Source organism: Pseudomonas sp. MF6394, assembly GCF_002018845.1.
In the GTDB taxonomy this organism is placed as follows: domain Bacteria; phylum Pseudomonadota; class Gammaproteobacteria; order Pseudomonadales; family Pseudomonadaceae; genus Aquipseudomonas; species Aquipseudomonas lactis.
In genome coordinates this window covers 13,585-27,371 of the sequence record NZ_MVOJ01000042.1, presented here as the reverse complement: position 1 = coordinate 27,371, position 13,787 = coordinate 13,585, and the positions used below count along the sequence as shown (strand labels likewise).

Here is a 13,787-nt window from a genome sequence, read left to right as displayed (position 1 = left end):
TTTATATGAAATTTCTCGCCCCCTTTGCCTTGCTGACCCTCGCAGGCTTCATGAGCACGCCACTGTTGGCCGCCGAAGACGCGCAACCGCTCACCGGCTGCGCCGCCAAGCGCCAGGCCATCAGCAGCCAGATCGAACAGGCCAAGGCCCACGGCAACAGCGCCCAACAGGCCGGCCTGGAAAAAGCCCTGGCCGAAGTCACCGCTCACTGCACCGATGCCAGCTTGAAAAAAGAGCGTGAAAACAAGGTGCTCGACGCCAAGCATGAGGTCAGCCGCCGTCAGGCCGACCTCGACAAGGCCATGAAGAAAGGTGACCCGGACAAGATCAACAAGCGTAAGGAGAAGCTGGCCGAATCGCGTAAAGAGCTGCAAGACGCGGTGGAAGAACTCGACCAGTAAAACCGATCAATGATCGCGGAATTGCTTATGGCAGGCGCTGCAGGCATCTTCAACTTTTTGCACCGCAGGTTGAAGGTTGCTGGCTTTATAAGGCTGCACCTGGCTGGCGATCACCAATTCACCGGTGGCCGCCTCAAGGTCGCGGGCCAGTTGCTGGAACTGCGCCTGTTTTTGCCACACGTCATCCTTGGCACTGGTGTGATCTTCTTCGCGCACGCTCGGGAAATGTTTCCACGGCTCATGGGACAACGCATCCAGCTTGACCGCACCCTCGGCGAACTTGGCGCCATCGAATGGGATACGCCCGCGCAGCATGCCACCCAGGTCTTCACCGGTCTTGAGCATCTGCTTGAAGATCGCCTTGCGCTGGCCCAGCGGGGAATTGGGATCAACACCGCCACAGGCAGACACCGCCAGGCAGGCCAGCAATACAACAGTCAATTTTTTTAACATCATCATGGCTTCAAGGTCACGGGAAACGGCGGCCAGTATCCTCGCACCGCCCACAAAGACCAATAGCCCTATTAATAATAAGGGTTGCCCGGATGCAGTGAAGCACGGGCAATCGTTTCAGGAACTACCTACATGAATGTCACCTTCAAACCCTGGAGCCGGCGCCTGGCGTGGGCTCTGCCGATGTTCGCGCTACTGGCCGGCTGCGATGGCGGTAAAGACACCGGCAAACAAGCTGCCCAGGAGCCAACCAAACCTCACGCCGTTGCCACCTATGTGAGCGCACCGTGGGAAGCCCTGCCGAGCGTTTCCGACAGCGACTTGCTCGCCGGGTTTGAATCCTGGCGCAGCGCCTGCCAGCGCCTCAAGGCCGACCCGATCTGGGGCGCGACCTGCGCGGCCGCGGCCAGCGTACCGGGCGATGCCGTGGCGGTTCGTAGTTTTCTCAAGGAACATCTGGATGTCTTCGGCCTGCGCTCGGCAGACAACACGCCAAACGGCTTGATCACGGGCTATTACGAGCCGGTCTACCCCGGCAGCCTGACCAAGACCGCCACCGCCCACGTGCCGGTATACGGCGTGCCGGACGACCTGATCATCGTCAACCTCGAGAGCATCTACCCGGAACTCAAGGGCAAGCGCCTGCGCGGGCGCCTGGAAGGTCGCGTGCTCAAGCCTTATGACGATGCCAGCACCCTCAACAGCCAAGGCTCCACCGCCAAGCCGATCGCCTGGCTGACCGACCCGATGGACCTGCAATTCCTGCAGATCCAGGGCTCGGGGCGTATCCAACTGGCCGGCGGGCGCCAACTGCGTGTGGGTTACGGCGACCAGAACGGCTACCCGTACCGCCCTATCGGCCGCTGGCTTGTGGAACAAGGCGAGCTGAAAAAAGAAGACGTGACCATGGGCGCCATCAGCGCCTGGGCCAAGGCCCACCCGCAGCGCATTCCAGAACTGCTGGCGAGCAACCCCAGCTACGTATTCTTCAGCGCCCGCCCCGACAGCAACGAAGGCCCGCGTGGTTCGCTGAACGTGCCATTGACCGCCGGCTACAGTGTGGCGGTGGATCGCAAGGTGATTCCGCTGGGCAGCCTGTTGTGGTTGTCGACCACCAAACCAGACGGCACGCCACTGGCACGCCCGGTCGCAGCCCAGGACACCGGCGGCGCAATCACCGGCGAAGTGCGCGCAGATTTGTTCTGGGGCACAGGCAATGCAGCAGGCGAGTTGGCGGGGAATATGAAACAGCAAGGGCAGATCTGGATGCTGTGGCCCAAAGGCGCGGCGTTGCCACAGGTGCCGGATGCGCCTGCCGGCACCTGACAACCGCTGGGGCTTTTTGTAGGAGCGAGCTTGCTCGCGAAAAACTCACAGGCGCCGCGCTTACTCAGTAAGCACGCGTTATCGTTGGCGTTCTTCGCGAGCAAGCTCGCTCCTACAGCACCCCTTACATCGAAACGAAGAAGAAACTCGCAATCAACGCCATACCCACGGCCCACACCAGCGAACGCAAGATCGCCCAGTCCGCCAGGTAGCAGATGATGTACAGCAGGCGGCTGGTGATAAACAGTACTGCCAGCACGTTGATCGTCACCAGGTCGGCGTTGCCGGCCAGGTGCGCAACGATCACTGCGGCGGCAAACGCAGGGGTCACTTCGAAACTGTTGAGTTGCGCGCTATGCGCACGCTTGGCGACGCCTTCCAGGCTATCGAGGAAGGCACGCGGGTCGTGGTTATCCCGTGGCCCGAACTTGCCTGTACTGAACTTGGCCACACCGGTGCAAATGTACGGCAGAAAAATTGCGATCAACACACACCATAAAGCGACTGTCATCACCGATTCCTTTTAGTTTTATCCGACGGTTAGAGTTTCATCACCAACATGCCAATCAACACCAACCCACAGGCTATGAGCCGTGGACGGCCAAAAGGTTCTTTCAAGTAACGCATGCCGAACAGCACCACCAGAATCACACTGACTTCGCGCAGCGCGGCGGCTTCGGCAATCGAGCCCAACTGCATGGCCCAAAGTACCAAAGCGTAGCTCAACAACACGCACAGCCCCACGCTCAAGCCCAACCGCCACTGGGTGCGCCAGAACAGGCTGAAGGCTGCACGCTTGCGCACCAGGGCCAGCAACGGAAACGGCCAGGCGCTGATCAGCGTCAGCCACACCAGGTAATCCAACGGGTGCGACCAGCGCCGCAGCGCCTGCCCGTCCAGAAAGGTGTAGCAGCCGATGCACAGGCCAATCAGCAACACCACCGGCAGCATCGACCAGGGCAACCGGTCACCGCCGCCGCCCTGCCACAACAGGCATACCATGCCGAACGGGATCAGCAGGATCCCCAGAATCTGCTGGGTGCTCAGCACTTCGCCAGCAAACACCAGCGTCAGCACCAGCACCACCAACGGCGACAAACCGCGCATCAACGGATATACCAGGCCCAGGTCCCCCACCCGATAGGCCTGGATCAACAAATAGCGATAGAGCAATTCAAACAGCGCCGAGGCCGCGATCCACGGCCAGATGTCCAACGGCGGCAAGGACACGAACCCCACCGCCACTACCACGAACAGCAGCGCCACACTGTCCATGCAGGCGATGACCAAAAGGCGCTCGCCACTGAACTTGATCAAGGTATTCCACGTCGCATGCAACAGCGCCGCTACCAGCACCAGGGCTGTCGCTATCACTAGAACCTCCTTAATTGATACGTCATGTAACAGCACCTGTTTATACTAAACCCCGATTCGACGCACCTCGTGCGCCTATATTCCCCCGCTCCAAGGACCCCGGATGCTTGAACTTGTCGCCGCCTTCATCTGCCTCACCACCCTGCTCACTTATGTGAACTTTCGCTTTATCGGCCTGCCGCCCACCATCGGCGTGATGGTCACCGCACTGTTGTTCTCGCTGATCCTGCAAGGCCTGAGCGTGCTCGGCTACCCAGGCCTGGAAGAACGCATCCAGCAGTTGATCGGCCAGATCGACTTCGGCGATTTGCTGATGAACTGGATGCTGTCGTTCCTGCTGTTCGCCGGCGCCTTGCACGTCAACCTGAACGACTTGCGCAGCTACCGCTGGCCCATCGGCCTGCTGGCAACCTTTGGCGTGTTGATCGCCACCGTGGTGATCGGCAGCCTGGCGTACTACATCTTCGCCCTGTTTGGCTGGCACGTGAGTTTCCTTTATTGCCTGCTGTTCGGCGCGCTGATTTCCCCCACCGACCCCATTGCGGTGCTCGGCGTGCTGCGGACCGCCAATGCCTCCAAACCGCTGAAAACCACTATCGTCGGCGAGTCGCTATTCAATGACGGCACCGCCGTGGTGGTGTTTACCGTGCTGCTGGGCATCGCGCAGTTGGGTGAGACGCCCACCGTCGGCGCCACGGCCATGCTGTTTGCCCACGAAGCCATTGGCGGCGTGCTGTTTGGCGGGCTGATCGGCTACCTCGTGTACCTGATGATCAAGAGCATCGAACAGCACCAGATCGAAGTCATGCTGACCCTCGCCCTGGTGATCGGCGGCTCGGCCATGGCTTCGGAACTGCATGTGTCCGCACCGATTGCGATGGTGGTCGCGGGGCTGATCATCGGCAACCTGGGGCGCAAGCTGGCGATGAACGACATGACGCGTCGCTATCTGGATGGTTTCTGGGAACTGCTCGATGACATGCTCAACGCGCTGCTGTTTGCGCTGATCGGCATGGAGCTGCTGCTATTGCCATTCAACTGGCTGCACGTGTTCGCGGCCAGCCTGCTGGCGGTGGCGATCCTGCTCTCGCGCCTGCTCACCGTGGCCCCGGCGATCCTGTTGCTGCGCCGTTGGCGCACGGTGCCACGCGGCACAATCCGCATCCTCACCTGGGGTGGCCTGCGCGGCGGCGTCTCGGTGGCACTGGCCTTGGCCCTGCCCTTGGGCCCGGAGCGCGACTTGTTGCTGAGCATCACCTACATCGTGGTGCTGTCTTCGATCCTGTTGCAGGGGTTGACGATTGGTCGCGTTGTCAGCCGTGTCACTGCGCCGCAGTAACCGCGCCGCGCAACACTTCAAGCAGATGCCGCATCGCCAACGGGCGGCGCGGTGTCGAGCTGTACATGACCACCATCTCGCGTGCATAGCACAGCCGGTCGCCGGCCGGTAACACACGGATGCCGTTGCAGGGCATGCCCGCCCACTGCGGCACCAGCGATACCCCCATCCCCTGGGCGACCAGCATCAGGATAGTTTCCAGCGCATCCAGCTCACATAACACCTCGGGCTCGAAGGACTGTTCATCGAGAAAACGCTGGGCGATCTGCCCACCCCAGGAGCGAGCGTCATAGCGGATAAACGGGCGTTCGCCTAACAAGGCTGCCAGTGACTGCGCCCCCCACTCGGCGGGCGCAATCAGAATCAAGGGTTCGGCACGCAGCAAAGCCATCGACAAGGCTTTGGGCGGTTGAAACGGCGGTCGCACCAGTATCGCTGCATCCAATTCCTGGTTGAGCAACTTCTCATAGAGACTTCTGGAATCGCCGGGTGTGATCTTCAGCCTCAGCTTGGGTGCCGACACTGTCAGCCGCTCGATCAGTCCGGGCAAGACGCCGGTCAGCGCCGTGGAAATGGCCCCAATGTTAATCTCCCCCGATAACTCGTCCTGGCTCAGGTGCTCCTGCAACTGGCGCGCCTGTTCAATGACGGCCTGGATTCTGGGCAAAAGCAGCAAGCATTGGTCCGAAGGCCACGCGGCATGTGCGGTGCGCATGAGCAACGTACAACCCAGCGTGCGCTCAAGCGCCTTGACCCGCTGGCTGATCGCCGCCGCACTGCGGTTTTCACGCCGTGCAGCAGCGGCTATAGACCCGGTTTCAATGACAGCGACCAGGCTCCTCAGGAATCGAACATCCATAAGTTTTCCTTTCGCTCAGACCAAGGCAAACCCGTTTTACCCTGGCGGCACCGCCTGTTTAACCTGACAGCTCCCCATCTGGAGAGCCAGCCATGAACAGACCCTTCCACGCTGCATACCATGTTTATGACTTAGACGAGGCGCGCATTTTTTATCGAGATGTTTTGGGTTGCACCGAGGGCCGGTGCAGCGCGACCTGGATCGACTTCGACTTTTTCGGCAATCAACTTTCACTGCACCTGGGTACGCCCTTCCCAACTACACGTACCGGCCTGGTCGGTGAGCACCAGGTACTGATGCCGCACCTGGGCGTGGTGCTGCCACTTGATGAGTGGTTAACGCTTGCCGAACGCCTCACCCGCCTGGGCACACGCTTCGAGATCCCACCCGTGACCCGCTTTGCCGGCGAACCAGGCGAGCAGCGCACGATGTTTTTCCTCGACCCCAGCGGTAATCCCATCGAGGTGAAAGGGTTCAAGCACTTCGAAGGATTGTTCGCCCAGTAAATCCCTGACAACCACAACAATAAGGGCCACCCCCATGACCGTCAGAAAACCCACCAGCCTCATCACCCGCATTATGATCGGCCTGGTTGCCGGGATAATCGTCGGCATCCTGCTCAACCAATTTCCCGAGCAAAAAGCCTGGTTCATCGACAACCTGCTGCAACCAGCGGGCGACCTGTTCATCAAGCTGATGAAGATGATCGTCGTGCCGCTCGTCTTCGCCTGCATGACCGTCGGCATCGCCGGCATGGGCAACCCGGCCGCCCTGGGTCGCGTCGGCCTGAAGACCTTCGTGTACTTCTTCACCATCACCAGTATTGCCATCGTCTTCGGCCTGCTGGTTGGCAATGTGGTGCAGCCGGGCTCGGGCGCCGAATTCGGCAGCACGCTGCAGGCACCGGCCACGGGGCTGGCCTCCAGCGGCGCCCCACAGAACCTGGGCCAGGTACTGCTGGCAATCGTGCCGGACAACATCGTCCTGGCCATGTCGCAGGGCAAACTGCTGTCGGTGCTGTTTTTCGCGATCCTGTTCGGTTGTGCCTTGTCGTTGTTGCCCGAGGAACGCAAAGCGCCGTTGATCAGCGTGATGCAGGGCGTCTCCGACACCATGTTCAAAGTCACCCACCTGGTTATGCACTACTCGCCGATAGGTATTTTCGGCTTGATCGCGGTCACCGTCGCCAGCTTTGGCATCAGCGCGTTGCTGCCGCTGGCCAAACTGATCGGCACCACCTATGTCGCGGTGCTCTTGTTTGCCCTGTGTGTATTGGGGGCAGTGGCACGCTTGGCCGGCGTCGGCTTTTTTCACCTGCTGCGGGAAATACGCAGTGAACTGTTACTGGCCTTCAGCAGCGCCGCCTCGGCGACGGTCATGCCTCAACTGATCGAGAAGATGGAGCGTTATGGCGCGCCACGGCCCATTACCAGCATGGTGATCCCGCTGGGGTACTCGTTCAATCTGGATGGGGCATCGCTGTTTGCCGCACTGGGCACGCTGTTCATCGCCCAGGCGTATGGCATCGACTTGAGCCTGGCAGATCAAGGCATGCTGGTCTTGATCATGGTGCTGACATCAAAGGGCGCGGCAGGCGTGCCAGGTTTCATGTTCATCATCCTGACCGCGACCTTGACCGCCGCAGGGCTGCCGGTGGAAGGCGTGGCGATCATCGCAGGCATCTATCGGCTGATGGATATGCCCGTCACCGCATTGAACGTACTGGGCAACGCATTGGCACCCTTGGTGATCGCACGCTGGGAAGGCCAGCTCAGGGCACCCGACAGCACGCCGGCCTCCGAACCTCCCAGCGTGCCTTTCAAGGCCTGACGCGGCAGCCAGGGTGATGTCAGGCTTTGTCCTTATCCTGACGGAGCTTGGCCCGCGTATGAGGTTGAGCAACAGCGGGCACGGACGCCTCGCTGCGAACCTGCGCATGGCTGATCAACGCAAAGATGAAACTACCGCCGATGATATTGCCCGCCAGGGTCGGCCCGGCGAAGACCAGCCAGAAATCCTTCCACGGCAACTCGCCGGCAAACACCAGGTAGGACACTTCCGCTGAACCGACGACGATATGGGTGAAGTCGCCCAGTGCCATGAAGTAGGTGATCAGAATGATGATCCACAGCTTGGCGCTCTCCATCGACGGAATCATCCAGACCATGGTGGCGATCATCCAACCGGAGACAATGCCCTTGGCGAACATCTGCGCGGGGGCGTTCTCCATGACCTTGCGCCCGATCTCGAGGAAGGCCAGGTCGGTCTTGGTATCGAAGATCGGCAGGTGCAGCATTACGTAGGCCACCAGCAAGGTGCCACACAGGTTGCCCACCAGCACCACCGTCCACAGCCGCAACAAGCGCGCGGCATTGGCCAGGGTCGGCTTGCTCATCACCGGCAGCACAGCGGTCAGGGTGTTCTCGGTAAACAACTGCTGACGGGCAAGAATCACCGCGAGAAAGCCTGCGCAATAGCCAAAGCTGGCGATCACCTTGAATTCCTCACCATCCGGCAGGCGCGAATTGAGCAGGCCCATGCCCATCAGCGACAGGCCCATGGTCAAGCCGGCGGCCAGCGCCGACCACCACAGCGCGGCCACACTGCGTTCCAGCTCCTGGTCGCCTTGGGTGCGGATAATTTCGTGTAATACAGCCGCGCGCGGCGGCTGGTTGTCATCAACGTCCTGCTGCTCTTCCTGCGACAGGTTGGGGGTCTTGCCGTCTGCTTGAGTGGCCATGATGTACCAGAGTCCAAGGGGTGCCTGTAGCTACGACACGCCGCGACGATGGCTGTTCAGTGGCACCGCAACTAAACCGGAATACGCCAAGCCTTGGCCTGCTCCACGGTGGTAGAGCTCAAGGGTTTACCCCACGGTTTATTGCGCGCCCGGTAGTGTTTGACGATGCCATCAAGCACACGATTGAACTCTTGCGGCGTCGTCGCCTCGCCCAAATCACGCACCGCGCGTTGCAGTAACTCAACGTTGGCAGAGGGCTGACCAGGGCGGTATAGCGAGGGATAAATGACTTCGCGGATAAAATTCGCTGCCTTCACCCCGATATCGCGTTTTTGCATTTCAGTGACGGCGCGGCTCAACACCTTGGACAGGCCAGAGCCATTGCCCACCTGCAGCAGTTGCTGAAAATTACGCTGGCCTGGCGCATTCAGGCGCTTGCCCAGCCAGTCGATATCCTCGGGTCTACGGGCGAGGGCGTCCAGATTGCGCAGCGCCGAGGCTATCTTTGGCGTAATCACCAGCGACGTATCGGATTGATTCGCTTCGGCAATCGCACGGTCCAACGCCTTTAACGCCTGTTGTGCGTCTTTGCGAAAACGCAACGCCTCGGCGCCGGCCGGGTCCTTCTGCAGTTCGTCCTGCACGCTGGCGAGCAGGTGATCATCCATCGCCATCACGGCATCGTTCAGCGAGGGGAATTCATGGCGCTCACGCTCCAGCTCACGTTTTTGCAGATGCCCTGACACCGCCTGGCGGGCCTGGGCCTGCAAATGCTGTTTCTGCTTGCAGGTCATGGTGAAGTTGACGGTGCCACCGAGCAGGCCGCGATAGTCGCCTTTATCGGAGTTCAACGGCAGCGTTACGGTTTGCTCCGAATACGCTTTGAGCCGGTCATCCTGATAGCTTTCAGCGGCGGTGTGTGGCGTGCCGGTGAACGTGTCAGTCAGATAGCTGAAAAAACCACCGCTTTTGGGGGGGGCTGATGGTTTGTCAGACTCGAACTTGACGATCAGGGCTTCGTCCTTGCCCAGGGGGCTTTCCGGGAAAGAACGTTCAATAATGCCTGGCGCCGGGGTATTGAGGAGCAACCCGCCGTCCTGAAACGCCGTGACCTCTGAAGCAGCCTGAAACCCGTGGCCCTGTTCGGAAGGGCTCTTGAACAACCCAGGCAGCGCCCCCGAAATAAGCGCGGCGCGGGCGATATCCATATCCGGTGTGAGGCTGGCATTGAACACCACCAACTGCGGGCGACCGTCGAACATGCCCGTGCCGGTGATGTTCAGTTGCTTGATCGCCGGAATATGCCGGCTCAAGATCTCCAAGTCGCGAAAAGTGGGGCCACCGCCAGCGTTGAGCCGTTCGGCAATTGCGGTGACTTCCGGGGGGCGGTTGGCTGCGGGCATACCCGCGATATGGGCCAGAACAGACTTACGTGATTCATTACGAATCAAGTCTTCCAGCGGCTGCCCCTCGGTTTGCAGGCGCGGCAGCAACGTCAGCAGCAGTTGGGAGATATTACCCGCCGGCCCTGGCACTTTCCCGACGAATTTGCCGATCTGGGAACTGGCCTCCTGCAACCACGCCGTGACCGGGTCTTTGCTATTGAGCAGGCTGGGCAGGTCAAGGTTATTCGACAGTTGCGTGAAGGCCTTGGCATCCATGCCGCTGGCGAGTAGCGCTGCCGAAATCGCGCCGGCAGAAGAGCCGGAAACCCCTTTGACGCCTTTGAGTTTGTCGGCCTCTTCAAGCGCCTGCACCATCCCTGGAAAGGCGATGCCCTTGGCGCCACCGCCACTGAGTACCAGGTGAGCGGGCGGCGGCGGTGACAGCACCACCTCCACCCGCCCGTCACTGTGACGATAAATACTCAGGTTGCGCTCGCCCACACCTTTGACCAAAGGCGTCTTTACGTCCTGGCCGGTGGTCTGAGGCTGAGGGGGCTGATTCTGTACAACAGAACTGGAGACTTTCATACACGAGGCTCTCTCTACAGGGTGTAGGCCTGAGTGATGAGAGAGCCTCGGATAGATCCATGTGGAATGATTTGGTAAAGCAAATCACGCCACGTAGGTGTTACTCGGGAAGACTGTCGTCCTTGAACTGGTCCTTCACGTACTTGATCTCGGTGCGACCGTGGGGCGCTGGCAATCCGTCTTCGCCCAGGTTGACGAAGACCATTTTTTCCACGGTCAGGATGCTTTTGCGCGTGATCTTGTTGCGCACTTCACAGGTCAGGGTGATGGAGGTGCGGCCGAACTCGGTGGCGGTGATGCCCAGTTCGATGATGTCGCCCTGGCGCGAGGCGCTGACAAAGTTGATTTCCGAGATGTACTTGGTGACCACGCGCTGGTTGCCGAGTTGGACAATCGCGTAGATCGCCGCTTCTTCGTCGATCCAGCGCAGCAAGCTGCCGCCGAACAGGGTGCCGTTGGGGTTGAGGTCTTCGGGTTTTACCCATTTGCGGGTGTGGAAGTTCATGATCACTCCAAAGCGTCTTGCCAAATGATGGGCAACATCATGGCAGAGCCAGGGCCCAAGCTCTATGAGCCATTAGCTATCAGGCCCATGAGCGATCTTCATGCCGCCGACAGAAAGGCTTGGGAAGTGCCGCTTACACGGCTATAATCGCCTCCGTTTCAAAACGGTCATCTTCGATTGATACCGTTCTCCCGCCACCTGTCCGAGGGGCGCTGCAGCAGGTTCAACCTGTCAGGCTCGGATGGGGCGTTGTCCGGCCTGGTTGCCCTGGCCTGATACTAAACGCACAACGGCGCCCATTCGCACCCTACGAATGGAGGCTCTCTATGAGCGCTGTAATGACGCCTGCTGATTTCAATGACTACAAAGTCGCCGATATGTCCCTCGCTGCTTGGGGCCGTCGCGAAACCTTTATCGCCGAATCCGAAATGCCAGCCCTGATGGGCCTGCGTCGCAAGTACGCCGCTGAGCAGCCGCTCAAGGGTGCGAAGATCCTCGGCTGCATCCACATGACCATCCAGACTGCCGTGCTGATCGAAACCCTGGTTGCATTGGGTGCCGAAGTGCGTTGGTCGTCCTGCAACATCTTCTCGACTCAAGACCAGGCCGCCGCCGCCATCGCTGCTGCCGGTATCCCGGTATTTGCCTGGAAAGGCGAGACCGAAGAAGAGTACGAGTGGTGCCTGGAGCAAACCATCCTCAAAGATGGCGCGCCTTGGGATGCCAACATGATCCTTGACGACGGCGGCGACCTCACCGAGCTGCTGCACAAGAAGTACCCGCAGATCCTCGACCGCGTCCACGGCGTCACCGAAGAGACCACCACCGGCGTACACCGCCTGCTGGACATGCTGGCCAAGGGCGAGCTGAAAATCCCGGCCATCAACGTCAACGACTCGGTGACCAAGAGCAAGAACGACAACAAGTACGGCTGCCGTCACAGCCTGAACGATGCGATCAAGCGCGGCACCGACCACCTGCTATCGGGCAAGCAAGCCCTGGTAATCGGCTACGGTGACGTGGGCAAGGGTTCGTCCCAGTCGTTGCGTCAGGAAGGCATGATCGTCAAGGTCTCCGAAGTTGACCCGATCTGCGCCATGCAAGCCTGCATGGACGGTTTCGAAGTGGTTTCGCCGTTCATCAACGGCCAGAACGACGGCACCTCCGCCTGCATCGACGCAGCCCTGCTGGGCAAGATCGACCTGATCGTCACCACCACCGGTAACGTGAATGTGTGCGATGCAAACATGCTCAAGGCCCTGAAGAAGCGCGCCGTTGTCTGCAACATCGGTCACTTCGACAACGAGATCGACACCGCTTTCATGCGCAAGAACTGGGCATGGGAAGAAGTAAAGCCTCAGGTACACAAGGTTCACCGTACCGGCGCTGGTGATTTCGACCCACAGAACGATGACTACCTGATCCTGCTGGCCGAAGGCCGCCTGGTGAACCTGGGCAACGCCACTGGCCACCCAAGCCGCATCATGGATGGCTCGTTCGCCAACCAGGTACTGGCGCAGATCTTCCTGTTCGAACAGAAGTACGCCGACCTGTCGCCCGCCCAGAAAGCCGAGCGCCTGACCGTGGAAGTACTGCCCAAGAAACTCGACGAAGAAGTGGCCCTGGAAATGGTCCGCGGCTTCGGCGGCGTGGTGACTCAACTGACCAAGACCCAGGCCGACTACATCGGCGTGACGGTTGAAGGTCCGTTCAAGCCGCACGCTTACCGCTACTAAGTAACCGGCCCTCTCCTTGCCGCAGAGGGCTTGTGTGGGAGCGGGCTTGCTCGCGAATGCGGTGTGTCAGTTGATGTATAGGGTGACTGACACGCCCCTTTCGCGAGCAAGCCCGCTCCCACATTAAATCGGTGCATGACTTCCGGTATCCAAGTTTCATAGGGTTATTACCATGTCCCAAGACCGTCGCTACAGCTTCGAGTTCTTCCCGACCAAGACCGATGCTGGGCATGAAAAACTGATGACCACTGCCAAGCAGTTGGCCAGCTTCAGCCCTGATTTCTTCTCCTGCACCTACGGCGCTGGCGGTTCGACCCGTGACCGCACGATCAACACCGTGTTGCAGCTGGAAAGTGAAGTCAAAGTTCCAGCCGCTCCGCACTTGTCGTGCGTGGGCGACAGCAAGGCCGACCTGCGTAGCCTGCTGACCCAATACAAAGCCGCCGGCATCAAGCGCATCGTTGCGCTGCGTGGCGACCTGCCATCGGGTATGGGCATGGCCAGCGGAGAGCTGCGCTACGCCAACGACCTGGTGAGTTTCATCCGCGAAGAAAGTGGTGATCACTTCCATATCGAAGTGGCCGCTTATCCGGAGATGCACCCCCAGGCGCGCAATTTCGAAGACGATTTGCAGAATTTCGTGCGCAAGGCCAATGCCGGCGCCGACAGCGCAATCACCCAGTACTTCTTCAACGCCGACAGCTACTTCTACTTCGTCGAGCGTGTACGGGCGATGGGCGTGAACATCCCCATCGTGCCGGGCATCATGCCCATCACCAACTACAGCAAGCTGGCGCGCTTCTCCGACGCCTGCGGCGCCGAGATCCCACGCTGGGTGCGCAAGCAACTGGAAGCCTATGGCGATGACGTCAAAAGCATCCAGGCGTTCGGCGAGCAGGTCATCACCGAGATGTGTGAGCAATTGTTGCAAGGTGGTGCACCAGGGTTGCATTTCTATACCCTGAACCAGGCTGAACCCAGCCTTGCCATCTGGAACAACCTCAAGCTGCCACGTTAACGCTTGACCAGTTGTACCAAGGCCCTCGTTCTGACGAGGGCCTTTGTCGTTTTACGTTACCCA

Annotated in this window: 14 protein-coding genes and 1 riboswitch; of the genes, 7 read left to right on the top strand and 7 right to left on the bottom strand. The window is 59.9% G+C overall.

The annotated features are described in order from the left end of the window. Positions 1-5 precede the first annotated feature (5 nt). Positions 6-401: a DUF1090 domain-containing protein gene (locus MF6394_RS29665; RefSeq protein ID WP_044271866.1), complete on the top strand. Its 396-nt coding sequence runs from the start codon at positions 6-8 to the stop codon at positions 399-401. A gap of 6 nt (positions 402-407) precedes the next feature. On the opposite strand, the gene MF6394_RS29660 is transcribed toward MF6394_RS29665, so the two are convergent. Further along, complete coding sequence (locus MF6394_RS29660) at positions 408-857, bottom strand: c-type cytochrome (protein WP_003194972.1); 450 nt, start codon at positions 855-857, stop codon at positions 408-410. A 129-nt stretch (positions 858-986) separates the two neighbouring features. Here MF6394_RS29660 and mltA point away from each other — a divergent pair, with 129 nt between their 5' ends. Further along, positions 987-2,180: a murein transglycosylase A gene (gene mltA / locus MF6394_RS29655; RefSeq protein WP_044271868.1), complete on the top strand. Its 1,194-nt coding sequence runs from the start codon at positions 987-989 to the stop codon at positions 2,178-2,180. A gap of 124 nt (positions 2,181-2,304) precedes the next feature. Here the strand turns inward: mltA and MF6394_RS29650 are convergent, their stop codons facing one another. Both MF6394_RS29650 and MF6394_RS29645 read right to left on the bottom strand, forming a co-directional pair. Next, positions 2,305-2,691 carry an MAPEG family protein gene (locus MF6394_RS29650; RefSeq protein WP_003194977.1) on the bottom strand — a complete coding sequence of 129 codons (387 nt, stop codon included), beginning with the start codon at positions 2,689-2,691 and terminating at the stop codon, positions 2,305-2,307. A 29-nt stretch (positions 2,692-2,720) separates the two neighbouring features. Then, on the bottom strand, positions 2,721-3,554 hold the full coding sequence (locus MF6394_RS29645; RefSeq protein ID WP_069557072.1) for an EamA family transporter: 834 nt from the start codon (positions 3,552-3,554) through the stop codon (positions 2,721-2,723). A 103-nt stretch (positions 3,555-3,657) separates the two neighbouring features. Here MF6394_RS29645 and MF6394_RS29640 point away from each other — a divergent pair, with 103 nt between their 5' ends. Beyond that, positions 3,658-4,893 (top strand): cation:proton antiporter, encoded by a 1,236-nt coding sequence (locus tag MF6394_RS29640; RefSeq protein WP_044271874.1) that lies wholly within the window; start codon positions 3,658-3,660, stop codon positions 4,891-4,893. Here MF6394_RS29640 and MF6394_RS29635 read toward each other — a convergent pair. After that, positions 4,877-5,752, bottom strand: coding sequence for a LysR family transcriptional regulator (locus MF6394_RS29635; RefSeq protein WP_069557071.1), 876 nt, complete (start codon positions 5,750-5,752; stop codon positions 4,877-4,879). The genes MF6394_RS29640 and MF6394_RS29635 overlap by 17 nt on opposite strands. A 92-nt stretch (positions 5,753-5,844) precedes the next feature. Between MF6394_RS29635 and MF6394_RS29630 the strand changes: the two genes are divergently transcribed. Together MF6394_RS29630 and MF6394_RS29625 are read left to right on the top strand one after the other, a co-directional pair. Further along, entirely contained in the window at positions 5,845-6,258 is a 414-nt protein-coding gene (locus tag MF6394_RS29630; RefSeq protein WP_044271877.1) for a VOC family protein, read from the top strand. A gap of 34 nt (positions 6,259-6,292) precedes the next feature. Beyond that, a complete protein-coding gene (locus tag MF6394_RS29625) occupies positions 6,293-7,582 on the top strand; it encodes a cation:dicarboxylate symporter family transporter (RefSeq protein ID WP_235369393.1) in 1,290 nt (429 codons plus the stop codon). Positions 7,583-7,601: 19 nt separating this feature from the next. Here MF6394_RS29625 and MF6394_RS29620 read toward each other — a convergent pair whose 3' ends face one another. The 3 genes from MF6394_RS29620 to MF6394_RS29610 all read right to left on the bottom strand — a co-directional run bounded on the left by MF6394_RS29620 (position 7,602) and on the right by MF6394_RS29610 (position 10,970). Beyond that, entirely contained in the window at positions 7,602-8,492 is an 891-nt protein-coding gene (locus MF6394_RS29620) for a formate/nitrite transporter family protein (RefSeq protein WP_047711973.1), read from the bottom strand. Positions 8,493-8,563: 71 nt separating this feature from the next. Then, the gene (locus MF6394_RS29615) at positions 8,564-10,465 is read right to left on the bottom strand and encodes a patatin-like phospholipase family protein (protein WP_078468106.1); all 1,902 of its coding nucleotides are present in this window, start codon (positions 10,463-10,465) and stop codon (positions 8,564-8,566) included. A 100-nt stretch (positions 10,466-10,565) separates the two neighbouring features. Then, positions 10,566-10,970 carry an acyl-CoA thioesterase gene (locus MF6394_RS29610; protein WP_003194988.1) on the bottom strand — a complete coding sequence of 135 codons (405 nt, stop codon included), beginning with the start codon at positions 10,968-10,970 and terminating at the stop codon, positions 10,566-10,568. Between the two features lie 198 nt (positions 10,971-11,168). Continuing rightward, positions 11,169-11,275, top strand: a riboswitch (S-adenosyl-L-homocysteine riboswitch). Positions 11,276-11,296: 21 nt separating this feature from the next. On the opposite strand from MF6394_RS29610, the gene ahcY reads away from it, so the two are divergent. Then, on the top strand, positions 11,297-12,706 hold the full coding sequence (gene ahcY, locus MF6394_RS29605; protein ID WP_003194990.1) for an adenosylhomocysteinase: 1,410 nt from the start codon (positions 11,297-11,299) through the stop codon (positions 12,704-12,706). A 172-nt stretch (positions 12,707-12,878) separates the two neighbouring features. After that, a complete protein-coding gene (gene metF, locus MF6394_RS29600; protein WP_003194992.1) occupies positions 12,879-13,724 on the top strand; it encodes a methylenetetrahydrofolate reductase [NAD(P)H] in 846 nt (281 codons plus the stop codon). The last annotated feature ends 63 nt before the right edge of the window (positions 13,725-13,787 follow it).

Bases quoted from the DNA above. Each gene is read 5' to 3' on its own strand.
- MF6394_RS29625 (WP_235369393.1), top strand. From the start codon at position 6,293: ATGACCGTCAGAAAACCCACCAGCCTCATCACCCGCATTATGATCGGC.
- MF6394_RS29630 (WP_044271877.1), top strand. From the start codon at position 5,845: ATGAACAGACCCTTCCACGCTGCATACCATGTTTATGACTTAGACGAG.
- MF6394_RS29635 (WP_069557071.1), bottom strand. From the start codon at position 5,752: ATGGATGTTCGATTCCTGAGGAGCCTGGTCGCTGTCATTGAAACCGGG.
- MF6394_RS29650 (WP_003194977.1), bottom strand. From the start codon at position 2,691: ATGACAGTCGCTTTATGGTGTGTGTTGATCGCAATTTTTCTGCCGTAC.
- MF6394_RS29620 (WP_047711973.1), bottom strand. From the start codon at position 8,492: ATGGCCACTCAAGCAGACGGCAAGACCCCCAACCTGTCGCAGGAAGAG.
- metF (WP_003194992.1), top strand. From the start codon at position 12,879: ATGTCCCAAGACCGTCGCTACAGCTTCGAGTTCTTCCCGACCAAGACC.
- MF6394_RS29640 (WP_044271874.1), top strand. From the start codon at position 3,658: ATGCTTGAACTTGTCGCCGCCTTCATCTGCCTCACCACCCTGCTCACT.
- MF6394_RS29615 (WP_078468106.1), bottom strand. From the start codon at position 10,465: ATGAAAGTCTCCAGTTCTGTTGTACAGAATCAGCCCCCTCAGCCTCAG.
- ahcY (WP_003194990.1), top strand. From the start codon at position 11,297: ATGAGCGCTGTAATGACGCCTGCTGATTTCAATGACTACAAAGTCGCC.
- MF6394_RS29610 (WP_003194988.1), bottom strand. From the start codon at position 10,970: ATGAACTTCCACACCCGCAAATGGGTAAAACCCGAAGACCTCAACCCC.
- MF6394_RS29665 (WP_044271866.1), top strand. From the start codon at position 6: ATGAAATTTCTCGCCCCCTTTGCCTTGCTGACCCTCGCAGGCTTCATG.
- mltA (WP_044271868.1), top strand. From the start codon at position 987: ATGAATGTCACCTTCAAACCCTGGAGCCGGCGCCTGGCGTGGGCTCTG.
- MF6394_RS29660 (WP_003194972.1), bottom strand. From the start codon at position 857: ATGATGTTAAAAAAATTGACTGTTGTATTGCTGGCCTGCCTGGCGGTG.